We start from the raw sequence: 21,393 nt of genomic DNA, 5'->3' as shown, positions 1-21,393 counted from the left end.
TTCACTATAGGAGAATCAAGCACTACTATAGGGTACATGGATCTCGGCGCGCTGGGCAGGCGCATCCAGACCACCCGCACTGGCCGCGGCATGACCCTGCAGGGGCTCGCCGACCGATCGGGGGTCAGCGTCAGCATGTTGTCCGCGGTCGAGCGGGGCTCGAAGGCGCCGACCGTCGTGGTGCTGGACCGGATCGCGCAGGGGCTCGGGCTGCCGCTGTCGGACCTGCTCACCGAGCCGCCGCGGATGATCGTGCGCCGGGCCGCGGACCAGGACGTGGTCGACGAGCCGGGCGGGTGGCAGCGGACCATCCTCACCCCCGTCGTGCCGGGGGTGAACTTCGAGTGGATCCGCTCGACGCTGCCCGCCGGCTGCGAGGCCGGCACCTACCCGCCCTACGCGGCGGGCTCGCACGAGTTCATCTACGTGCAGTCCGGCGTCCTCACGCTGACGATCGACGAGGACACCCTGGAACTGGAAGAGGGTGACAGCCTCTACCTCCCGGCAGACGTCACCCTCTCCTACGCCAACCACGCCGCGACGCCCTGCACGTACTACGTCGCGGCGCTGATCATGCGGCCGAGGCGCCCCGGCCTCGGCCGCCGATCCGGCTAGAACACCCCGAACACCGAGACGCAGAAGCCCTCGCCGTCGAAGTTCTCTGCGAAGAACAGGCCGGTGACCTGCTCGCCCTGCTGCGTGCCGGTCAGGTCGCCGGACACCATGGTGTCCGTGGCGCTGTCGTAGGTCGGCGTCACGTTGGCGCGCTTCTCGGCCGCCTCCCGCGCGTCGTCCTTGTTGTCCTGCGTGGCGTCCGAGCAGACCAGCGAGGTCACGCCGTTGACGTCACCGGCGGCCATCTTGGCCAGGAAGTCCTCGACCATCGCCTTGCCGTTGCTGCCGCCGGTGCCCCCGGTCGACGACGAGCTGCTGGACGACGTCGGGGTCCGGCTGCTCGACGAGCGCGAGGTGGACGTGCGGGTCGAGCCGCCGCTGCCGGACACCCTGGTCTCCAGGTCCTTCCAGCACCACTTGCCGTTGACCTTGGCCAGCGCACCGGTGCCGGTGCCGTTCTTGCCGCCCGCGGTCGCGCTGAACTCGACCGTCGCGGTGTCGCCGTTCTCGGTGACCTTGCCCATCGTGATGCTGTCGACGTCGTTGACGTCCTCGATCGCGGTGGTGACCGACCGGCTCGCGTCCGCGCACTTCAACGCGTTGAGCGCGTTCTTGTCGTGGTTCTTGATCCCGTCGATCACCTGCTGGGCGACCGTCTGGGGACCCTCCTCCTTGTCGCCGAGGAAGAAGCCCGGCACCCAGAACCCGGTGATGCCCAGCGCCGCCAGCACGACGACGAGACCGACCGACAGGCCGATCCACAGGCCTTTCTTGCTGCCCCCACCACCGGGCGGCGGGCCGCCGTAGCCGAACTGCGCGGTCTGCGGGTAGTTCGGGTCGTAGCCCGGGTACTGCTGGCCGTAGCCCGGCTGCTGCCCGTAACCGGGCTGCTGGCCGTACTCGGGCTGGCCGTAGGGCTGCTGGCCCGGGTACTGCTGGCCGCCGTACTGCCCACCCTGCTGCGGAAAGCCCCCGGACTGCGGGTAGCCGCCCTGCTGCTGGCCGTACGGATCTGGTTGCTGACCGTAATCCGGCTGTCCCGGCTGCGGTGGGTAGGTCATCGACGTCGCCCTTCCTGGATCGCTACGCCCTGCTCGGACGTATCGGCGCCGAACCTGGTTCCCCCACGCCCGGACATCGCACTGATCACGGGCATTGTGCCTGGCGACTCCGACAAAAGCGAAGGAGACTCCCACCACGGACGGGCGGGAGCCCCCTCGCGGTCAGCCCTTCGAGGTGGCGAGCACCTGCAGCCGGTCGTACGCGCCGTTGAAGGTGTTCTGGTCGATCGGGCTCGACGAGTACTGCCAGAACGTGTGGAAACTCCAGTTGTGCGGCAGGGTTCCCACCGTCGAGGCGTAGCGCGCGATCCACAGCGGGTTCGTCGCCGCGAACGCCCCGTCGACGCACTGGCTCCACCAGTTCGTGCTGGTGTAGATCACCGGGTACCGCCCGGTGCGGGCGTGGTAGGTGTCACTGAAGTCCTTGATCCACGCGGTCATCGCGCTCTTCGACAACCCGTAACAGGTCGAGCCGTACGGGTTGTACTCCATGTCCAGCGCGCCCGGCAGCGTCTTGCCGTCCGCCGACCAGCCCCCGCCGTGGTCGACGAAGTAGTTGGCCTGCGCGGCGCCGGACGCCGTGTCCGGGGTGGCGAAGTGGTAGGCGCCGCGGATCATGCCGATGTTGTAGGAGCCGTTGTACTGCTGCGCGAAGTACGGGTTGGTGTAGTACGTGCCCTCGGTCGCCTTGACGTAGGCGAACCGCTTGCCCTGGCCCCAGTAGTTCGCCCAGTCGACGTTGCCCTGGTGGCCGCTGACGTCGATGCCCTCCACCGTCGCCGCCGCCGCGGTGTCGCCGGCGGCGGCGGCCTGCGTCTCCGCGGTCGAGTGATCGCCCTCGACGCGCGCGATCTGCGAACCCATCGGGTGATCGTAACGAGCGACGTAGTCGTCGACCGGCATCCCGTCGACGGTGGCCGGAGCCGCGCCGGCCGGGGCCAGGGCGCCGAGCACGAGCACGGCGACCGACGCGGCGGCGGCGGACGTGGCGAACCGCCACCATCTCTTGCGTGGAGCAGACATACCCGAGTCCTTTCCATTGCCCTCGCGGAGGACGGTCTTGGTTGCAGGGAGACCGTCCAGGCCGTGATTCTTGATGACGACTTGCCGCTTTGTCACCAAATCCCGTGAATTTCGGATGACAGGTGGGTGATTCCCGCATGTCGTCGGCGACGGACCGACTTTCGTAGTAACTCGACCGGATTACGACGTCAGTTGTTCGTGGCGAAACCCTTGACCTGGTCCAGCGGCCCGTTGAACAGGTTCTGGTCGCCCGGCAGCACCCCCGAGTCGGCGAACTGCCAGATGAACTGGCGCGACCACCCGGCGGGCAGCGGGCCGACGGTCGGCTGGTAGCGGGCTATCCACAACGGATTGTTCTGCCCGAACCCCGCGTTGTTCCCGGTGCACTTGTTCCACCAGTTCGTCGAGGTGTAGATGACCGGGAAGCGGCCGGTGCGGGCGTGGTAGGCGTCCGAGAAGTCCCGGATCCACTCGCCCATGCGCTTCGGGTCGAGGCCGTAGCAGGCCTCGCCGTACGGGTTGTACTCCACGTCGAGCGCCCCGGGCAGCGTCCGCCCGTCCGGGGTCCAGCCGCCACCGTGGGCGAGGAAGTACTCGGCCTGCTCGCGGCCGCCGGAGACGTCCGGGCGCGCGAAGTGGTAGGCGCCGCGGATCATCCCGATGTTGTAGGAACCGTTGTACTGCTGGGTGAAACGCTTGTTGATGAACCCGGTGCCCTCGGTGGCCTTGACGTAGACGAACCGGCCGCCTGCGCCCCAGGCGCTCGGCCAGTTCACGTCACCCTGGTGCCCGCTGACGTCGTGCCCCAGCGCGCCGGAATCCGCGTTGTACCGGGGCGGATCGCCCTTGCCCTCGACGGCGGCGATCTGCGAACCGGCGAAAGTGCTTTCCGCCTTCGAGTAGTCCGGTGTGGACGCGGCGGACGACCCCGCTCCGCAGACGGCGGTCGTCCCCAGCGCCACGGACACGAGCAGCGTGCCCAGGCGCAGTTTCGAACTCCAGAATTGCACGGCGACTCCCATCCTCCGATGGTCGTCACCATGCCTCGATGGAGCCCTTTTTGCGAGTCGGCTTAGCTCGAAAGCGTGATGCGACTGGCTTAACCGTGCGGAATGTTTAGTCTTTTTGCTCCTGCTCGAGCGCGGCCACCAGGTGCTCGGCCGGCACCACCGCGGTCACCACGTCGTGCGGGTTGATCGCCACCGCGTGACCCGCGAGCAGCGGCACCATGTCGCGGCCGAGAACCGCCCGCGCGTGCGGCCACTCCGGCGGCACCAGCGACTTCGACGTGTAGGCCGGCACCAGGACGCGCCCGTCGGTGTTGTGGAACCCGATGACGGTGCGCTGCATGGGCGCGAGCGCGTAGACGAACAGCGTCGAGTCGAGGATCACCGGCGGCAGGTCACTCGCCGGCCGGTGGTTGGTCCGGACCAGCTGCAGCAGCCGCTCCAGGTCGTTGCGCGGCTCCGGGAACCCGAGCGCCTTGGGCGACGGCCGGTAGCGGTCGTTGGGGTGGAAGTCCTCCACGATGTTGCCGCTGCCGTTGACCGGGTACGCGCCGACGACGGCCCACGACGGCACCGGCCCGTTGGGGTCGAACGCCTCATCGATCACGTAGAGCCAGCTGTTCGGATTCGCCCTGGCGTTGGCGCGCATCTCCTCGGTGATCTTGGGCTTGCCCGTCTTGTGCTCGGGCTGAGGATTGGGTAGAAGGCGATCCGCCTCGTCCCGCTGCGCCATGTGCGAACCCCGTGTTTCCGCGTCACCTTGCTCACGTCTGCTGCTGTGCACTCTACTGTTTGACCATGCCCGCACCGCGTCCGGTTGACCCCGCTGAGTTGAGAGCCGCGCTGCAGGTCGTTTCGGCTTGGTTGAGCGGAGAAGCCGACCGGCCGGCGCGCCCGGAGCTCGCCGCGGCCGTCCGGCTGAGCCTGCGCACGCTCGCCCAGGACGCCCCCGGCAAGAGCGTCGAGGTGCGGGTGCCGCCCTTCGCGGCGGTGCAGTGCGTCGAGGGGCTGCGGCACACCCGCGGCACGCCGCCGAACGTGGTCGAGACGGACCCGCGGACGTGGCTGGAACTGGCCACGGGCCGTCTCGAATGGACGGACGCGGTGCGGGAGGGCCGGGTCACCGCGTCCGGGACCCGGGCCGACCTCTCGCACTGGCTGCCGCTCGTGCGCCTCTAAGGCTTGCGGCCGACACCGCCCGCGATGCACTGGCGGACGAGGTTCAGGGGCTGCAACCGCGGGCCGTCCGGCCACCAGTCGTCGCACAGGACGAGGCCCGGCTCGACCATCTCCAGACCGGGGAACAGGGCCTGGATCTCCTCCCTGGTCCGGAACCGGCCGCTGCCCATCGGGCTGTGGACGAACTTCTCCTCCATCTTCGCGGCCAGCTCGGCGTGCTCCGGCGTGCCCGGGTTGTAGAAGTGGGCGATGGAGACGTACGAACCGGGGGCCAGCGCGTCGATGTAGGTGGCCATCTTCTCGCCGCCGTCGTCGCCGAGGTAGTGGTGCCAGGTGCCGATCTGCAGCAGCGCGATCGGCCGGGAGAAGTCGAGGAACTCGCGGATCTCCGGGTGCTCCAGGATCTGCTCCGGCTGGAAGATGTCCGCGGCGACGAAGTGGGTGCGGTCGTTCTCTTCGAGCAGCGCGCGGCCGTGCGCGAGCACCACCGGGTCGTTGTCGACGTAGAGGACCTTCGCCTCCGGGTGCACCCGCTGCACGACCTGGTGGGTGTTCTCGGCCGTCGGCAGCCCGGAGCCGAGGTCGAGGAACTGGTCGATGCCCGCCTGCATGGCCAGGAACCGGCAGGAGCGGATCAGGAAGTCCCGGTTGGCCCAGGCCAGGTCGTTGACCTGCGGGGCGACGGTGCGGACCTGCGCCAGCACCTGCCGGTCGATCTCGTAGTTGTCCTTGCCGTTGAGCGCGGCGTCGTACACGCGCGCGATGCTCGCCCTGGTCGGGTCCACACCTACGGGAACTGCACTCGGATAGGGAGCGGTGGCACCGGACATCGCGGTCTCCCGGGCGTATCGAATGTGAATGGAATTGTCGGACCCACGTAGGGTAAGGGGCGTGCCGCGCCCGGTAAATCCACACCGCGCTTGACTGCGGCCCACCGCGCTGTAAGTTGGATGACTGGTGATTTCTGCGAGGAAGGGTCTTTGATGGCTCCCATCGACCTCCCCGGCTCCGAACAGGCCACCGGCCCGACGGCTCGGCGGATGATCCTCGGCACCCAGCTCCGCCGCCTGCGCGAAAAAGCCGGCATCACACGCGCCAAGGCGGCGTGGGAGATCCGCGCGTCCGAGTCGAAGATCAGCCGGATGGAGCTGGGCCGCGTCGGCTTCAAGGAACGCGACGTCACCGACCTGCTGACCATGTACGGCGTCCACGACCCCACCGAGCGGGAGTGGGCCGTCAAGATGGTCAAGGAGTCCAACCAGCCCGGCTGGTGGCACCCCTACAACGACCTCGTGCCCGGCTGGTTCGACAACTACATCGGCCTGGAGGAGGCGGCCTCCCGGATCCGCACGTACGAGCTGATGTTCGTGCCCGGCCTGCTGCAGACGGAGCGCTACGCGCGTGCGGTGATCAGCCACGGCGACCCGGACAGCCGGGACGAGGGCGTCGAGCGCAAGGTGGGCCTGCGGATGCGCCGCCAGAAGCTGCTCACCGGGCCGAAGCCGCCGCGGCTGTGGGCGGTGCTCGACGAGGCCGTGCTGGAGCGCCCGTTCGGCGGCGCCGGCGTCCTGAAGCAGCAGATCAGCCACCTGCTGGAGCTCATCGAGCTGCCCAACGTGACCATCCAGGTCATCCCGTTCGACATGAGCGGGTTCGCCGCGGAAAGCGCCTTCTCGCTGCTGCAGTTCGCCGAGCCGGACCTGCCGAACATCGCCTACGTCGAGCACCTCAACGGCGCGCAGTACCTGGAGAAGCCGGAGGACCTGGAGGTCTACGGCCGCGCCTTCGACCGGCTCGCCGTCGACGCGGAAACACCCGATCGGACGCGGCAGATGCTGTTGAAGAAGCGGGAAGAGCTTTAGGCGAAATGGGTGACGACGAGTAGTCGCAACGAGGCCATCCAGGCCAGTTTTTGTCACCCGATCGAATTACACGCCCCGCACCATTCCTCACCCTCCGATCTGGGATTACTCTCGGCCGTGCACGTGCATTTACCCGTGCAGTAACCAGTGGTAGCGTGATCGCCACAAGGCCAGTGCACGTGCATTTGCACCGCGCAGATGCACTGACCCGGAAGGTTGGGGAAGTATGGCTGAGCAGTTCGTGAACGGCATGCCCGCCGGCGCCCTCACCGGCGCGTCCTGGCGCAAGAGCGCACGCAGCGGAGCCAACGGCAACTGCGTCGAGTTCGCCCAGCTGTCCACGGACCGGTACGCCGTCAGAAACTCCCGCTACCCCGAAGGCCCCGCGCTCATCTACACCCGCGACGAATGGGCCGCGTTCGTCGCGGGGGCGAAGGACGGCGAGTTCGACGATGTCCTCAACTGACACGGCCAAGTCCGTCGACGACCTGCTGCAGGACCTGATCGCCCGCGGATACCAGTTCGTGCACCCGCGCGACGCGAAGGGCGCCGTGATCGCGGTGGTCGGCGTCCGCGCTCACGACGCGGTGATCGACGTCGTCCGCCTCAACGCCGAGGACGACGTGGTCGCCACCCGCATCCCCGGCGACGAGGACGACGTACTCGCCCCGCGGACGGTGCTGTGGCGCACCACGGGCGAGGCCGCTCCGGTGCTGGACGAACTGCTCGCCCTGCCGGACGACGCCGCGGCGCCGCCGGACGATTCGGCCCGTCGCGGCGGCTGCTGGGTGCCCACCGGCACCGGCCGCTCCACCTGGCTCGCCGCGAGCTGACCCGCGAACCGCTCCCGTGAGGGGGAGTCGGCGCCCGGTGGTCAGTGGCCAGCGCCACTGACCACTGGGCGTCACTTCGATCGTCCACGACCTACACTTGAGTAGGCCTGCCCTCGTCTCCAGGGAGCACTTTCGTGGTTTCCCACCACATCGACGACCAGCCCGAGCGCGAACCGCGAGAAGAGTGCGGTGTCTTCGGCGTCTGGGCCCCCGGTGAAGAAGTCGCGAAGATGGCCTATTACGGCCTGTACGCGCTCCAGCACCGTGGGCAAGAAGCCGCCGGCATCTCGGTCTCGGACGGCAAGCAGATCGTGGTCTTCAAGGACCTCGGACTGGTCAGCCAGGTGTTCGACGAGCAGGTGCTCTCCTCGCTGCAGGGGCACATCGCGGTCGGCCACTGCCGCTACTCCACCACCGGGTCCTCGACCTGGGAGAACGCCCAGCCGATGTTCCGCCACACGGCGACCGGCAGCGGCATCTCCTTCGCCCACAACGGCAACCTGGTCAACACCGCCGAGCTGCGGGACCGCACCCGCGCCGCGGGCCTCAAGCCGCACCGCGAGCTGACCGGCTCCTCCAGCGACTCCGACCTGGTCGTCGGCCTGCTCGCGGACGCCGCCGCGGACAAGGGCACCGAGGCCGCCGCGCTGGACCTGCTGCCCACCCTGCGCGGCGCGTTCTGCCTGGTCTTCGCCGACGAGTCGACGCTGTACGCCGCCCGCGACCCGCACGGCGTGCGCCCGCTGGTGCTCGGCAGGCTGGAGCGCGGCTGGGTCGTCGCGAGCGAGACCGCGGCGCTGGACATCGTCGGCGCGTCGTTCGTCCGCGAGGTCGAGCCGGGCGAGCTGATCGCCATCGACGCCGAGGGCCTGCGGTCCTCGCGCTTCGCGAGCCCGGAGCCCAAGGGCTGCGTGTTCGAGTACGTCTACCTGGCCCGCCCGGACACCTCCATCGCCGGCCGCAGCGTGCACGCCACCCGCGTGGACATCGGGAAGCGGCTGGCCGCGGAGAACCCGGTCGAGGCCGACCTGGTCATCCCGGTGCCGGAGTCCGGCACGCCCGCGGCGATCGGGTACGCGCAGGCCAGCGGCATCCCGTACGGCCAGGGCCTGGTCAAGAACGGCTACGTCGGCCGCACGTTCATCCAGCCCTCGCAGACCATCCGCCAGCTGGGCATCCGCCTCAAGCTCAACCCGCTGCGCGATGTGATCCGCGGCAAGCGGCTGGTCGTGGTGGACGACTCGATCGTCCGCGGCAACACCCAGCGCGCCCTGGTGCGGATGCTGCGCGAGGCCGGCGCGCTCGAGGTGCACGTCCGGATCGCGTCGCCGCCGGTGCGCTGGCCGTGCTTCTACGGCATCGACTTCGCCTCCCGGGCCGAGCTGGTGGCCAACGGCGCCGACCTGGAGGGCATCCGCCGCCTCATCGGGGCGGACTCGCTGGGCTACGTCTCGCTGGACAGCCTGGTCGCCGCGTCCGAGCAGCCGAAGACCCGGCTGTGCACGGCCTGCTTCGACGGCCAGTACCCGATCCCGCTGCCCGACGACGCGCTGATCGGCAAGTACGTGCTGGAAGGGCTCGACCCGGCGGATGCCAGGACCGTCACCCAGGCCGGGTACGGTGCTGAGGATGCCGTCCGGCGTCCGTGAGTCCAGTCGAGTTCAGGAGTCCGCTTGCCGTGAGCGAGTCCACGAGCGCAACCTATGCCGCAGCCGGCGTCGACATCGAAGCCGGTGACCAGGCGGTCGAGCTGCTGAAACCGCACGCGGAGCGCGCGAGCAGGCCCGAGGTGCTTGGCGGGGTCGGCGGGTTCGCCGGGTTGTTCTCCCTCAAGCTGGACCGGTGGAAGGAGCCGGTGCTCGCGTCGTCCACCGACGGCGTCGGCACGAAGATCGCGGTCGCGCAGGCGCTCGACAAGCACGACACGGTCGGCATCGACCTCGTCGCGATGGTCGTGGACGACCTGGTCGTCACCGGCGCCGAGCCGCTGTTCCTGCAGGACTACATCGCCGTCGGCCGGGTCGTGCCGGAGAAGATCGCCGCGCTGGTCGCGGGCATCGCCGAGGGCTGCGTCCAGGCGGGCTGCGCGCTGCTGGGCGGCGAGACCGCCGAGCACCCCGGCCTGATGGGCGAGCACGACTACGACATCTCGGCCACTGGGGTCGGCGTGGTCGAGGCGTCCGAGGTGCTCGGGCCGGAGCGGGTGCGCCCCGGTGACGTGGTCATCGGCATGGGCGCGTCCGGGCTGCACTCCAACGGTTACTCGCTGGCCAGGCACGTGCTGCTGGAGATCGCGCGGATGCCGCTGGAGGGGCACGTTGAGGAGTTCGGCCGCACCCTCGGCGAGGAGATGCTCGAGCCCACCCGGATCTACGCGAAGGACTGCCTGGCGCTGGCCGCCGAGGCCGACGTGCGCACGTTCGCGCACATCACCGGCGGCGGGCTGGAGGCCAACCTGGCGCGGGTCATCCCGGCCGGGCTGCGCGCCGAGCTGGAGCGCAGCACCTGGACGCCGGCGCCGGTGTTCGCGTTGATCCAGCAGCGCGGCAAGGTCGAGCGGGCCGAGATGGAGAAGACGTTCAACATGGGCGTCGGCATGGTCGCGGTGGTCGGGTCCGAGGACGTCGACCGGGCGCTGGCCGTGCTGACCGCGCGGCACGTGCCGGCGTGGGTGCTGGGCGAGATCCGCACGACCGAGGACACCGAGGCCCCGCGCGCGGTGCTGACCGGTGACCACCCCCGGTTCTGACCTGCAGGTTTCCCGGCGGCTGGTGATCCCGGCCGCCGAGCTGCGCGAACGGTTCTCCCGCTCGTCCGGGCCGGGCGGTCAGGGCGTGAACACCACGGACTCGCGGGTCGAGCTGTCGTTTGACGTGGCCCGGTCGCCGTCCATCCCGGACGATCTGCGGCCGCGGCTGCTGGAGCGGTTGCGGTCGCGCCTGGTCGACGGGGTGCTGACGATCGCGGCCAGCGAGCACCGCGCGCAGCTGGCCAACCGCGAAGCCGCGCGTGAGCGGCTGGTGGCGGTCCTGCGCGCGGCGGCCGCGCCACCCCCGCCGCCGCGCCGCCCCACCAAGCCGTCGCGTGGTGCCAAGGAGCGACGGCTGGCGGAGAAGAAGCGCCGGGGCGACGTCAAGCGCGGCCGCGGCGGCCGCTTCGAGTATTAGGGTCCGGCTCGCCCGTCCCGCGTCACGGCCGGCGCCCGGCGACCGCGAGACCCGCTGCCCGGGCGAACTCGTCCAGCACTCAGTCCAGGCAGAACTCGTTGCCCTCGATGTCGGCCATGACGATGTGCCCGAACGCCATCGGCGGCGCCGGCTCGTGGCGGTGGATCCGCTTCGCGCCGTGGGTGGTCAGTCGTTCGGCTTCCGCTTCCAGCGCTGCCATCCGCTCGTCGCCCTGGAGGCCGGGGGCCGCGCGCACGTCGAGGTGCACCCGGTTCTTCACCGTCTTGCCCTCCGGCACCTTCTGGAAGAACAGCCGCGGGCCCTTGCCGTCCGGGTCAACCACAGCGGACGCGTCGTTGCGCCGCTCCGGTGGCACGCCCATCGCCTCCAGCGCCTGTTCCCACGAGTCGAAACCGGCGGGCGGGGCCTGCAGCTCGTAGCCGAGCGCCTCGGCCCAGAACGCGGAGACCGCGGCCGGGTCGGCGCAGTCGAAGGTGACCTGGATTTCGCGGGCCATGTCAGTTCGCCTCCTGGCGGATCCGGGTGTGCAGGTACAGGTCGCGCAGCAGCGACACTTCGGACAGGTGGTGGATCAGCTCGCGGTTGATGTGCAGGACCAGCGCGGCCATCGGCCACTCGGCGTACGGCCCCTCGGCCTCGCCGCACGGGCGCGCGAGGCCCTCTTCGCCGAGCGACTCCACACCCTTCATCCACATCGCGTACTCGGCGTCGAGCTGGGCGAGCGCCTCGGCCGCGGTCGGCGCGTACTCGAACGACTCGTAGTCGGTGGGGGTGCGGCCGAAGTGGGCGGCGTTGCGCATCGCGAGCACGCCGACGATCACGTGCCCGAGGCGCCAGGCGATCGTCGTGATCGGGGCCGGGTCGGGTTCCGGGAACGCGAAGTCGATGGTCACCGACCCGGACCCGGCCTGCACCGGCGCGGTGCCGGTGCCACGCGGGCGCACGTTCCAGCTGTCCGGCGCGGGCTCCCAGAAGTACTCGTCGTCGGTGAGGCCGGCGAGGCGGTCACGCAGCTGGTGGGTCCAGTGCCAGTCGATCTGGTCGCGGAGCAGTCGGTTGAGGTTCATGGCGACAGCATGCAACCAATAGCGGACAGGTTCCTTCCGCGATCTGTGGAACCATTCCGGCATGAGCGTGGAAGCCACCGTCGAGCGGGTGTTGCGGCTGCTGGCGCTGCTGCAGCGGCGGCCGTCCTGGACCGCCGCCGAACTCGCGGCCGAGCTGGGCGTCACCGATCGCTCGGTGCGCCGTGACGTGGAGCGGCTGCGCGCGGTCGGCTACCCGGTGCACGCCACAGCGGGTGTCGGCGGCGGTTACCAGCTCGGCGCGGGCACCCGGCTGCCGCCACTGCTCCTCGACGACGAAGAGGCCATCGCGACCGCCGTGTCGCTCCGGCTGGCCTCCGGCGGCACGGTCGCCGGGGCAGGTGACGCGGCGCTGCGGGCGCTCGCGAAGCTCGACCAGGTCATGCCGCCCCGGCTGCGTGCCGAGGTGCGGGCGGTGCACGGCGCCACCGAAACGCTGGTGGCCGGCATCGAGATCGACGCGGAACTGCTGGTCACGCTCGCCCGCGCGTGCCGGGACGCGGTGCGGGTCCGGTTCCGGTACTCCAGCCGGGGCAGCGAGGACCTGGAGCGCACGGTCGAGCCGGTGCGCATGGTCGCCACCAACCGCCGCTGGTACCTGATGGCCTGGGACCTCGACCGCGACGACTGGCGCACCTTCCGGCTGGACCGGATGCGCGAGGTGACGGCGACGACCTGGCGCTTCCGGCCGCGGGAGCACCCCGACCCGGTGGCGTACGTGCAGCGGTCGGTCAGCGCCGCGCCGTACCGCTACCTCGCCAAGGTGCGGCTGCGGGCCAGCGCCGAGGAGGTGCGGGACCTGGTGCCGCCGCAGGTCGGGCGCGTCGAGGAGGACCGGGACGGGTGGTGCCTGCTCGTCGCGGGCGGTGACCAGCTGGACTGGCTGGCCGTGCACGTGGCCCGGCTGGGCTACGAGGCGGAGATCCTCGAACCGCCGCAGCTGCGCGAGGCCGCGGCCCGGCTCGCCGAACGCGTCGCCGCGATGGCCGGGGAGCCTCAGACCCCCACCGGGCGCTTGCCGGGCGTGGACTGACACGGCGCGGGGATCCCGAGCACCTCGCGATCCCGCATCCAGCCGCAGCGCGCCGCGGCGACCCACATCGGCCTGGTCCGGCTCCGCCTGCGGGCCAGGAACCGCCACGCGAACAGGGCGGACGGACCGGCGATGATCGTGACGGGAAACCGGCAGGTCCGGGATCGTGTGTCAGCGCGCGAGTGACAGGGCGCTTTCCAGCAGCCGCTGGATGTGCAGGCCGCGGTGCACGTCGCACGGGTGGGAGGTGGTGCCGGTGTCGACCATCGCCGCGAAGTCGTCCAGCATCGCGGTGTAGGACTGGGCGGCGCCGCCCTCCTTGCGGCCCAGCGTGCGGTAGCCGTGCTCGCCGTAGACCGCGAACTCGACGACCGTCGGCCGCATCGGCAACCGCAACGACAACGTCGCCGAACTCAGCGCGCCACCCGCGTGCTCGAACACCACGTGCCACAGGTCGCTGGGCCCGCGATGCGCCGAGCGCACGCGCTCGATCATGCCGAGCGCGGCGTCGAGCAGGTCGAAGGCGTGCGGCCCGACGTCGGCCAGCGTGCCGCCGTCCGCCTGCCGCCACGGCGAAGCCGCGTACGCGCCGCCGAGCAGACCGCCGGACAACCACCGCACGCCACCGCCGCTCCAACCGCCCGCCGCGGCGAGACCGGCCAGCCAGTCCCGCGTCGCGGTGGCGTAGCGCAGGGTCAGCATCACCAGGCTCGCCACGCCCGCGCCGTCCACGGCGTCGGCCAGCCGCTCGGCGCCCGCGACGTCCGCGGCGATCGGCTTCTCCAGGATGACGTGCTTGCCCGCCTTGGCCACCTCGACCGCCAGCTCGGCCTGCGTCGACGGCGGCACCGCGAAGGCGACGGCGTCGACCTGGCCGAGCAGGTCGTCCAGGCTGGTGCACACCTCGGCGTCGTACGGCTGCGCCAGCTCCCGGGCCGCCTCCTCGCGGCGCGTGAACACCGCGCTCAACCGCGTCGACGGGTGGTCGGCCAGGCCGGGCGCGTGCACGGTGCGGGCCCATGGACCCGCGCCGACCAGCCCGACGCGCAGCGGTTCGTCCACGATCAGGAGTAGGAGTAGAAGCCGCGGCCGCTCTTCTTGCCCAGCAGCCCGGCGTCGACCATGCGCAGCAGCAGCGGCGGCGGCGAGTAGAGGGGCTCCTTGAACTCCTCGTACATCGACTCCGCGATCGCCTTGATCGTGTCCAGTCCGATCAGGTCGGACAGGCGCAGCGGACCCATCGGGTGCGCGGTGCCCAGCTCCATGCCGCGGTCGATGTCCTCGGCCGAGGCGAAGCCCGACTCGATCATCCGGATCGCCGACAGCAGGTACGGCACGAGCAGCGCGTTCACGATGAACCCGGCGCGGTCCTGCGACCGGATCACGGTCTTGCCGAGCGAGCCGGTGACGTGCTCGTCCGCGCGCTTCACGGTGTCCTCACCGGTCAGCAGCGACGGCACCAGCTCGACCAGCGGCAGCACCGGGACCGGGTTGAAGAAGTGGATGCCGATCACCTGCTGCGGACGGCTCGTCGCCATGCCCAGCTTCATGATCGGGATGGATGAGGTGTTGGAGGCGAACACCGCGTCCGGCCGCTCGACGATCTTGTCGAGCGAGCGGAACACCTCGACCTTCGCCTGCTCCTGCTCGATCACGGCCTCGATCACGAGGTCGCGGTCGGCGAAGGAGGCGATGTCGGTGGTGAAGGTGAGCCGCCCGAGCGCCGCGTCGGCGTCCTCGGCGCTCAGCTTGCCCGCCTTTACCGCGCGCTGCAGCGATTTCTCGATGCGCGCGCGACCGGCGTCGAGCGCCGGCTGGTTCACCTCGGTGATCGTCACGTCCGCACCCGCACGCGCGTGCACCTCGGCGATCCCGGAGCCCATCAAACCGGCTCCGACCACGCCTACTCGCTGGATGTCCGCCATCGCACCTCTCCAGTTCCGGCGCCCGACGACGCATGACACAGCACACGAGGGCGGGTTCCGGTCACGACCGGACCCACCCTCGTGTGCTGGTCAGACGTCAACGACGGTAGTCGTCGTACTCGTCGGCGTACGGGTCGTACGGGTCCTCGTACTTCTCGTCCTCTTCACGAGGATGAGAATTGGAGGACTGTCCTGACAGCTCGCGCTGAAGCGCAGCGAAATCTGTGTCGGGAGTGCTGTACTTGAGCTCTCGCGCCACCTTCGTCTGCTTGGCCTTGGCCCGGCCGCGCCCCATGGCTCGACCCCCTCGCACAGGGAACGGGGCGGCCGGGGGAATCGGCGGCCCCGCATCGTCTCGACAATTGGTTCCTGGTGACACCGTACCCTGTCCGAGGGGTCCAATGCGACGTGGCTTCGTGTGCTTGTCACGACAGTGTCGGGGATTGCGCCGGTCGGTGGTCGCGACCGGGCGGCGACGTGCCACGATTCAACGGTGCTCCGACCGTTCGTGGCCTACCTCCGGGTGTACGAGCCCTTGTCCGCGTTCGGCGACCCTCCCCCCGCGGGGCTGCGCAAAGCCGTCGAACAGGCCCAGCTGAGCCGCGCGGCCGCCGCCGAGCGGGAACAGCTCATGTGGCTGAAGTCACAGACCACGCGTCCCGTCCGTTTGCTGCCGGGCGAGTTGCCCGGCGGGCGGGCGCTGCCGAGCTCCGACGTGCTGGTGCTCGACCCGGCCGAGGTGCCCACCGACACCGGCGCGAAGGTCGGGCCCGGCCCGCTCGTGTGCCCCCTGGAGGTGCGGGCCCGCTCGGCCGCGGCGCTGGTGAGCTTCCTCGGCGACGCGCACCCGTCGCTGCACGCCGCGGTGATCGACTCGACCGGGGTGAGCGAGGAGAAGCTGAAGGCCAGGGCCAGCTCGGCGCTCGGTGATCTGCCGCAGGCCGCCGTGCACGTCCTGTCCACCACGTGGACCGTGCCGCTGCCGTGGTTCGCGCTGGTCGACCCCAAGCACCGCAGGCTGAACCTGGGCTCGGGCCCGGACGACCCGGAGCGCGAGGTCTCCTGGCGCGTGGCGATGGGCGACGCGACCCAGCGGGTGGCCGAGGCGCGGGAGCTGGTGGAGGAGACCCTCGGCGACTCCGGCCCGGCGCGGATCCTGGCGGAGACCGCCCGGTGGCTGACGAACTTCGACCCGGCGTCGGCGGTCGAGCTGGACTACGGCGGGCTGGTGCAGCTGATCGCCGACCCGGTGCTGGAGTCGGACACCAGCGCGGAGGAGGTGCACAGCATCATGGACGCCCTGCGCTCCGGCGACGTCGAGCAGATCGCCGAGCTGTTCACCGACCTGCGTGACTACTGGAGCGAGCTGGCGGCCCGGGAGCACTTCAACTAGGACGACCGCACCGCGGTGACGAACCGGACGTCGTCGGAAGCCAGGCGGCGACGTCGGCGGGCTCGCTGAGCCGCCCCAGCGGCACCCCGGCCCGGTAGACGACGTCGCCCACGGTGTGCACGGTGATCTGCCGCCGGTCGACCCCGGGGGTCAGTCACGTCGGCGGCGAAGGCGGCGGTGCGGCCACCGGCCTCGGTGATCTCGGCGACCACCTTGCCGGCGCCGTCGTGGTCGCTGCGGGCCACGGCCGCTGGACGCCCCGGTGAACCAGGGCGATCGTCAGGCGTCGTCCGCCCGCTCGGCGGCCAGCAGGTCGTCCACGTTGGCCGAGCCCTTCGCGTAGCGGGCGGCGATCTCGGCGTTCAGCTGGTCCACCACGGCCTGCACCTCGCGACGGCGCTGCGACACCGACGCCTCCTCGCCCCGGTAGTCGTCGAGGGTCGCGGCCAGCTTCTCGTCCGAGAGCGCGCCCACGTCGGTCAGGTCGGCGTTGCCCACCAGCGCCTCGGCCTGGCGCCGGTACTCGCCGGCGCGGGAGGGCTCCAGCTGCTGGTACCGCCCCGAGCCGCGCGCCGGGCGCAGCGCGTTGTCGGACAGGATCGTGGCGAGCTGGTCCACGATGCTCTCGCCGCCGGAGCGCCGCCGCTCCTGCTCGGCCCGCACGATGTCGATCCGCGCGTGCAGCAGCCGCCGCAGGTAGGAGAGATCGGTCTCCTCCTGGGCAGCCTCGTCCCGGCGCTCACGCAGCTGCCCGAGCGACAGGTCGGCGAGACCCCGCACGTAGGCGGGGTCCAGGACACGGTCGATGCGACGGCGTCCGCCCGGCCGGACTTCGATCACCGGGACATAGTGCTCCATGCCGGGCCCCGGCGCCAGGGCGGGTGCGTTATCACCCGCGCAGGCGAGCGGCGGCCTCCCGGCCCGGCGCGACGCCCTCGGCTGGCACCGAATCGGGGTCGACCGCGGCCTGCACGACCCGGTCCTCGTCCCCGGCGAGCAGCTCGGCGTCCACCGGCGCGGACCGCTTGACCAGGGCCAGCGCGATCGGCCCCAGCTCGTGGTGCTGCGCGACGCTGCCGACCCGCCCGACGACCCGCTCGCCGAGTTTCACCGGGTCCCCGGTCTCCGGGTAGATCTCCGGCGAGCCGTCCAGGTGCAGCAGCACCATCCGGCGCGGCGGGCGGCCGACGTTGAACACCTTCGCCACGGTCTCCTGCCCGCGGTAGCAGCCCTTGGCGACGTGCGCGGCGCTGCCGATCCAGTTCACCTCGTGCGGGATCGTCTTCGCGTCGGTGTCCACACCCAGCCGCGGCTGCAGCGACTCGACCCGCAACGCGTCGAACGCCCACGTGCCCGCCGGGCGCGCGCCCGCGTCGGTGATGCGGCGCCACCAGTCGGCCAGCTCGTCGCGCGGCACGGCCAGGTCCACGCTGGACCGTCCGGGCCAGGGCATCCGCCGGGCGAAGCCGCGGCCGACCGGCACGACGGAGTACGGCTCGGCGCCCAGCTCAATGTCCAAAGCGGACAGCACCCGGCCCGCCTCCGGGCCGAGCACGGTGAGGATCGCCAGCTCGTCGCTGACGTCCTTGATCTCCACCTGGGACCAGAACTTCATCGCTTCGAGGTACTCGCGCAGGGTCTGCTTGCCGCCCTTGGGCAGCGCGCTGGTCGCCTCCGGCCCCGGGTCGGTGTCCAGGTACACGGCCTCCCCGACGTGCGCGAGGACCATGTGGGTGTCGACGTGCCCCTGGCTGTCCAGCACCAGCGCCTCGGTGCCGGTGCCCTCGGCCAGCTCGGTGACGTGCTGCGAGATCACCAGGTGCAGCCAGGACAACCGCTCCGGGCCGGTCACCTCCAGCACCTCGCGGTGCGATCGGTCGACGACGGCGACGCTGCGCGCGGCGGTGCGCTGCTCGGCGAACGGGTCGCCCCAGTGCCAGGGCACGCCCTGCTCGGGGTGGTCGTCCGGCGGCGCGATGGCGCCCGGCGCGGCGAGGAGCGGAGAAACGAGCGGCATACCCCGATGTTAGGTGAGTACGGTGACCGCATGCGCGTACTCGCTTTCCTGAACGGGAACCTGGCCGATCCGGACGAACCGCACATCCGGGTCGAAGACCTCGGCCTGATGCGCGGCGACGGCGTCTTCGAAACGGTCCTGGTAGCCGACGGGAAGGCACGCGAGCTGCGCCCGCACCTGGACCGGATGGCGCGGTCGGCGTCCATGCTGGACCTGCCGGAGCCGGACGACGCGGCGTGGCAGCGGGCCGCGCAGGCGGTGATCGACAACTGGGCCGGCGGCCGGGAGTTCGCGCTGAAGCTCGTCTACACCCGCGGCACCGACCCCGAGGGGGAGCCGACGGCCTTCGCGCTCGGGATCGAAATCGACCCGAAGGTGTTGCGCGCCCGCGACGAGGGGGTCGCCGTGGTGACCCTGGAACGCGGCATCGACCCGGGGCTGGCCGAGCGCGCGCCGTGGCTGCTGCTGGGCGCGAAGTCGCTGTCCTACGCGGTCAACATGGCCGCCGTGCGGGAGGCCGCCCGCCGCGGCGCGGACGACGTGATCTTCACCGCCAGCGACTTGAACTCCGTGCTGGAGGGCCCGACGTCGAACGTGATCGTGGCGCGCGGCGGCACGCTCTACACCCCGCCGGCCGGCATCGGCATCCTGCCCGGCACCACGCAGGCGGCGGTGTTCCGCGCCGCCGAGCGGGCGGGCTGGTCGACCAAGATCGAGATGATCCGGACGCCCGACCTGCACTCCGCCGACGGGGTGTTCCTCGCGTCGTCGGTGCGGAAGCTGACCCGCGTGCACACCCTGGACCACCAGCCGCTGCGCGACTCCTCGGCGATCCACGCCGAGCTGGCGCAGGCCTACGAAGCCCTCTACGCGTAGGGGCGGAAGCGGATCGTCGTGCCCGGCCGGGCCTGCGCGAGCGCGGGCAGCGCCCGCGGCACGACGACGGCGATCACCGGGTAGCCGCCGGTGGTCGGGTGGTCGGCGAGGAACACCACCGGCAGGCCGTTCGGCGGCACCTGGATCGCGCCGGTGATCACACCCTCGCTGGGCAGCTCCTCGCCCTCGCGCGCGCCGGTGCGCCGGAGCGCGGGACCGTCCAGGCGCAGGCCGACGCGGTTGGACTCGCTGGTCACGGTCCACGGCACGGACAGCTGGTGGGCGGCGTCGCCGAACCAGTCGTCGCGCGGGCCGAGCACGACCGGGACGACCAGGGCGGGCGGGTTCGGCGGGGCGGTGACGGTGTCCGCGCCGTCCGGGATCCCGGCAGGCGCGCCCAGGGGCACCACGTCACCCGGCTCCAGCGGCGGCGGCCCGATCTCGGACAGCACATCGCGCGACCGGCTGCCCAGCTCGGGTTCGACGTCGATGCCGCCGGAGACGGCGAGGTAGCAGCGCAGGCCGGTGTCCGGCCGCCCCATGGTCAGGGTCTGCCCGGCGGCGAGGTGGACCGGCACGTGCGAGCCCGCCGGGCGGCCGTCGACGGCGACGGCGACCGGCGGACCGGTGACCGCGACCGTGCAGGACGCGCGGGCCGTCACGGTGAGCCCGCCGAGCAGCGCCTCGATCCCGGCCGCGCCCTCCGGGTTGCCGACGAGCCGGTTCGCCAGCCGCAGCGCCGGGACGTCGAGGGCGCCGGACGGCGGCACGCCGAGGTGCGCGTGCCCGGGGCGGCCGAGGTCCTGCACGAGCGCGAGCGGACCGGTCGCGACGACCTCCAGCGCGCGGCTCACCCGATCCTCCGGAACCGCACGCGGTCGCCGGGCGCGAGCAGGGCGGGCCGCTCGGCGCGGCTGTCGAACAGGACGGCGTCGGTGTGCCCGAGCAGCCGCCACCCGCCGGGCGACGAGCGCGGGTAGACGCCGGTGAACTCGCCCGCGATGGCGACCGACCCGGCCGGGACGCGCGTGCGTGGAGTGTCCAAACGCGACTGGCGGAGCGGTTCGGGCAGCCCGGTGAGGTAGCCGAAGCCGGGGGCGAACCCGGTGAACGCGACGGTGTAGGTGACGCCGGTGTGCAGTTCGACGACCTCGGCGGCGGTGATGCCCGCGGTGCGTGCGACCAGGTCGAGGTCCTCGCCGTCGTAGCGGACGTCGATGGTGATCTCCCGCGGCTCGCCGCCGTCCCCGCCGTCCAGGCCGGCCGATTCCACGAGCCTGCGGGCCTGCTCCAGCGCGCGTGTGCCCGGCCGGGCGGCGATCAGCACGGTGCGCGCCCCCGGCACGACCTCGACCAGATCGGGCAGGCCCGCGGCGACCACGGCGGCGCGGACGGCGCTCATCTCGGCGAGCGACTCGCACTCGACGAGCGCGGCGTCCGGGCCGTAGCGCAGCCAGCGCACGAGGTCAGCCGACCACGCGCTTCAGGTAGAGGGACACGTGCGGCTGCATGGGCTCGCCGACCATCGCGCGCTCCTCGACGTAACCGAGGTCGCCGTTGTTGACCAGGCCGTAGAGCCGCTGTGCGCCGGTGACCTCCTTGGCCGTGGAGGTGCGCACGACCGCGTCGGTGCCCAGCTCCCAGGACGTCTGGGTGCGCGGCTTGCCGTAGAAGACCTCGATGATGCCGGTGTTGTGGGCCAGCAGCAGTTCGATCGTGTCGTCGGCCTGCGGGCGCCACCAGCCGACCTCGCGGGCGGCGGCACGGACCACGTTGCCGTCGTCGTCGAGCAGCCAGGACCGGGCCTCGTGGTAGAGGAACGGGCGGCCGTCGTGCGCGATGGTGAGCTGCTGCGCGATCCGCCGCGGACCCTCGATGGTCGGGTAGTTGACCTCGCCCTCCCCGCGCCACACGCCGACGAGCGGCAGCAGCGCCAGGCAGGCGTCGTTCAGGTTCGCGCCCTCACGCAGGTTCGCGGTGTCCACCGGGATCGGCAGGTCGTCGAACTGCGGCAGGTTGCGCCCGCGCGTCGACTCGGCCCGTTCGGCGGCGGCTGCGACGGCGTCATCGCCGGATGTCATCGGTCAGCGCTGGTCGGCGTACAGCCGGTAGACGACGTACACGGTGAACCAGAGGATCGCGATGCCGGCGAGCACCAGCAGCGTCGTAAACAGGATCTCCACGTCCAGCAGGATAGCCGCCGGCAGGGGGTTCGCTCGCCCCGCACCCGCGTGGTGAGCACCACGCCCGGCGCCGGGTTCGTCCGGGTACGACGACGGCCACCCCCGCGGCGTGC

General features: G+C 71.4%; 27 protein-coding genes. 11 read left to right on the top strand and 16 right to left on the bottom strand.

The features are described from left to right. The first annotated feature begins 36 nt into the window (after positions 1–36). Positions 37–615, top strand: a complete 579-nt coding sequence (locus ABZ215_RS26150; protein WP_237338878.1) for an XRE family transcriptional regulator — start codon at positions 37–39, stop codon at positions 613–615. On the opposite strand, the gene ABZ215_RS26145 is transcribed toward ABZ215_RS26150, so the two are convergent. The 4 genes from ABZ215_RS26145 to ABZ215_RS26130 all read right to left on the bottom strand — a co-directional run bounded on the left by ABZ215_RS26145 (position 612) and on the right by ABZ215_RS26130 (position 4,439). Then, positions 612–1,676, bottom strand: coding sequence for a hypothetical protein (locus ABZ215_RS26145; protein WP_354952359.1), 1,065 nt, complete (start codon positions 1,674–1,676; stop codon positions 612–614). The genes ABZ215_RS26150 and ABZ215_RS26145 overlap by 4 nt on opposite strands. 162 nt (positions 1,677–1,838) lie before the next feature. Beyond that, on the bottom strand, positions 1,839–2,699 hold the full coding sequence (locus ABZ215_RS26140; RefSeq protein WP_020421411.1) for a lysozyme: 861 nt from the start codon (positions 2,697–2,699) through the stop codon (positions 1,839–1,841). Between the two features lie 188 nt (positions 2,700–2,887). Beyond that, a complete protein-coding gene (locus ABZ215_RS26135; protein WP_354709685.1) occupies positions 2,888–3,721 on the bottom strand; it encodes a lysozyme in 834 nt (277 codons plus the stop codon). Positions 3,722–3,815: 94 nt separating this feature from the next. Further along, positions 3,816–4,439, bottom strand: coding sequence for a type VII secretion system-associated protein (locus tag ABZ215_RS26130; RefSeq protein WP_020421413.1), 624 nt, complete (start codon positions 4,437–4,439; stop codon positions 3,816–3,818). A 65-nt stretch (positions 4,440–4,504) separates the two neighbouring features. Here ABZ215_RS26130 and ABZ215_RS26125 point away from each other — a divergent pair, with 65 nt between their 5' ends. Further along, positions 4,505–4,885, top strand: a complete 381-nt coding sequence (locus ABZ215_RS26125; protein ID WP_039791850.1) for a sterol carrier family protein — start codon at positions 4,505–4,507, stop codon at positions 4,883–4,885. Here ABZ215_RS26125 and ABZ215_RS26120 read toward each other — a convergent pair. Further along, on the bottom strand, positions 4,882–5,715 hold the full coding sequence (locus ABZ215_RS26120; RefSeq protein ID WP_027936356.1) for an SAM-dependent methyltransferase: 834 nt from the start codon (positions 5,713–5,715) through the stop codon (positions 4,882–4,884). The genes ABZ215_RS26125 and ABZ215_RS26120 overlap by 4 nt on opposite strands. Before the next feature lie 153 nt (positions 5,716–5,868). On the opposite strand from ABZ215_RS26120, the gene ABZ215_RS26115 reads away from it, so the two are divergent. The 6 genes from ABZ215_RS26115 (at position 5,869) to arfB (ending at position 10,747) form a co-directional block, all read left to right on the top strand. Next, positions 5,869–6,747, top strand: coding sequence for a helix-turn-helix transcriptional regulator (locus ABZ215_RS26115; RefSeq protein ID WP_020421416.1), 879 nt, complete (start codon positions 5,869–5,871; stop codon positions 6,745–6,747). A gap of 226 nt (positions 6,748–6,973) precedes the next feature. Beyond that, positions 6,974–7,213, top strand: coding sequence for a DUF397 domain-containing protein (locus tag ABZ215_RS26110; protein WP_020421417.1), 240 nt, complete (start codon positions 6,974–6,976; stop codon positions 7,211–7,213). Next, positions 7,200–7,580, top strand: coding sequence for a hypothetical protein (locus ABZ215_RS26105; RefSeq protein ID WP_354952357.1), 381 nt, complete (start codon positions 7,200–7,202; stop codon positions 7,578–7,580). The genes ABZ215_RS26110 and ABZ215_RS26105 overlap by 14 nt, the downstream gene beginning before the upstream one ends. 134 nt (positions 7,581–7,714) lie before the next feature. Next, positions 7,715–9,229 carry an amidophosphoribosyltransferase gene (gene purF / locus ABZ215_RS26100; RefSeq protein WP_020421419.1) on the top strand — a complete coding sequence of 505 codons (1,515 nt, stop codon included), beginning with the start codon at positions 7,715–7,717 and terminating at the stop codon, positions 9,227–9,229. Between the two features lie 29 nt (positions 9,230–9,258). Beyond that, complete coding sequence (gene purM, locus ABZ215_RS26095) at positions 9,259–10,329, top strand: phosphoribosylformylglycinamidine cyclo-ligase (protein ID WP_017985765.1); 1,071 nt, start codon at positions 9,259–9,261, stop codon at positions 10,327–10,329. Beyond that, a complete protein-coding gene (gene arfB / locus ABZ215_RS26090) occupies positions 10,310–10,747 on the top strand; it encodes an alternative ribosome rescue aminoacyl-tRNA hydrolase ArfB (RefSeq protein ID WP_354952355.1) in 438 nt (145 codons plus the stop codon). Before purM ends, arfB begins: the two co-directional genes overlap by 20 nt. A gap of 79 nt (positions 10,748–10,826) precedes the next feature. Here the strand turns inward: arfB and ABZ215_RS26085 are convergent, their stop codons facing one another. Beyond that, positions 10,827–11,264 (bottom strand): VOC family protein, encoded by a 438-nt coding sequence (locus ABZ215_RS26085; RefSeq protein WP_237338873.1) that lies wholly within the window; start codon positions 11,262–11,264, stop codon positions 10,827–10,829. A gap of 1 nt (position 11,265) precedes the next feature. Further along, positions 11,266–11,835 (bottom strand): DinB family protein, encoded by a 570-nt coding sequence (locus tag ABZ215_RS26080; protein ID WP_354952353.1) that lies wholly within the window; start codon positions 11,833–11,835, stop codon positions 11,266–11,268. A 61-nt stretch (positions 11,836–11,896) separates the two neighbouring features. Between ABZ215_RS26080 and ABZ215_RS26075 the strand changes: the two genes are divergently transcribed. Continuing rightward, positions 11,897–12,886, top strand: coding sequence for a YafY family protein (locus tag ABZ215_RS26075; protein ID WP_354952351.1), 990 nt, complete (start codon positions 11,897–11,899; stop codon positions 12,884–12,886). Between the two features lie 171 nt (positions 12,887–13,057). On the opposite strand, the gene ABZ215_RS26070 is transcribed toward ABZ215_RS26075, so the two are convergent. The 3 genes from ABZ215_RS26070 to ABZ215_RS26060 form a co-directional block, all read right to left on the bottom strand. After that, complete coding sequence (locus tag ABZ215_RS26070; RefSeq protein ID WP_354952349.1) at positions 13,058–13,948, bottom strand: Gfo/Idh/MocA family oxidoreductase; 891 nt, start codon at positions 13,946–13,948, stop codon at positions 13,058–13,060. A gap of 2 nt (positions 13,949–13,950) precedes the next feature. Then, positions 13,951–14,811: a 3-hydroxybutyryl-CoA dehydrogenase gene (locus ABZ215_RS26065; RefSeq protein WP_084022707.1), complete on the bottom strand. Its 861-nt coding sequence runs from the start codon at positions 14,809–14,811 to the stop codon at positions 13,951–13,953. 97 nt (positions 14,812–14,908) lie between these two features. Next, a complete protein-coding gene (locus ABZ215_RS26060) occupies positions 14,909–15,106 on the bottom strand; it encodes a DUF3073 domain-containing protein (RefSeq protein ID WP_017985773.1) in 198 nt (65 codons plus the stop codon). 198 nt (positions 15,107–15,304) lie between these two features. On the opposite strand from ABZ215_RS26060, the gene ABZ215_RS26055 reads away from it, so the two are divergent. Further along, positions 15,305–16,204, top strand: a complete 900-nt coding sequence (locus ABZ215_RS26055) for a hypothetical protein (protein WP_354952347.1) — start codon at positions 15,305–15,307, stop codon at positions 16,202–16,204. 279 nt (positions 16,205–16,483) lie between these two features. Here ABZ215_RS26055 and ABZ215_RS26050 read toward each other — a convergent pair whose 3' ends face one another. Beyond that, a complete protein-coding gene (locus ABZ215_RS26050) occupies positions 16,484–17,044 on the bottom strand; it encodes a hypothetical protein (protein WP_027936357.1) in 561 nt (186 codons plus the stop codon). A gap of 49 nt (positions 17,045–17,093) precedes the next feature. Further along, complete coding sequence (locus ABZ215_RS26045) at positions 17,094–18,221, bottom strand: folate-binding protein (protein ID WP_354952345.1); 1,128 nt, start codon at positions 18,219–18,221, stop codon at positions 17,094–17,096. A gap of 30 nt (positions 18,222–18,251) precedes the next feature. Between ABZ215_RS26045 and ABZ215_RS26040 the strand changes: the two genes are divergently transcribed. Continuing rightward, a complete protein-coding gene (locus ABZ215_RS26040; protein ID WP_354952343.1) occupies positions 18,252–19,097 on the top strand; it encodes an aminodeoxychorismate lyase in 846 nt (281 codons plus the stop codon). On the opposite strand, the gene ABZ215_RS26035 is transcribed toward ABZ215_RS26040, so the two are convergent. The 4 genes from ABZ215_RS26035 to ABZ215_RS26020 form a co-directional block, all read right to left on the bottom strand. Further along, complete coding sequence (locus ABZ215_RS26035) at positions 19,088–19,951, bottom strand: biotin-dependent carboxyltransferase family protein (RefSeq protein WP_354952341.1); 864 nt, start codon at positions 19,949–19,951, stop codon at positions 19,088–19,090. The genes ABZ215_RS26040 and ABZ215_RS26035 overlap by 10 nt on opposite strands. Further along, the gene (pxpB, locus tag ABZ215_RS26030; protein WP_354952339.1) at positions 19,948–20,559 is read right to left on the bottom strand and encodes a 5-oxoprolinase subunit PxpB; all 612 of its coding nucleotides are present in this window, start codon (positions 20,557–20,559) and stop codon (positions 19,948–19,950) included. The genes ABZ215_RS26035 and pxpB overlap by 4 nt, the downstream gene beginning before the upstream one ends. A gap of 4 nt (positions 20,560–20,563) precedes the next feature. Continuing rightward, positions 20,564–21,178, bottom strand: coding sequence for an FABP family protein (locus ABZ215_RS26025; RefSeq protein WP_020421433.1), 615 nt, complete (start codon positions 21,176–21,178; stop codon positions 20,564–20,566). Between the two features lie 3 nt (positions 21,179–21,181). After that, positions 21,182–21,393: hypothetical protein (locus tag ABZ215_RS26020; RefSeq protein WP_354952337.1), on the bottom strand; the 212-nt coding region annotated here is incomplete at its 5' end.

Origin of the sequence: Amycolatopsis sp. NPDC006131, from assembly GCF_040614175.1 — a bacterium.
In the GTDB taxonomy this organism is placed as follows: Bacteria; Actinomycetota; Actinomycetes; order Mycobacteriales; family Pseudonocardiaceae; genus Amycolatopsis_E; species Amycolatopsis_E tucumanensis.
This window is presented reverse-complemented; position numbering and strand designations above follow the sequence as displayed.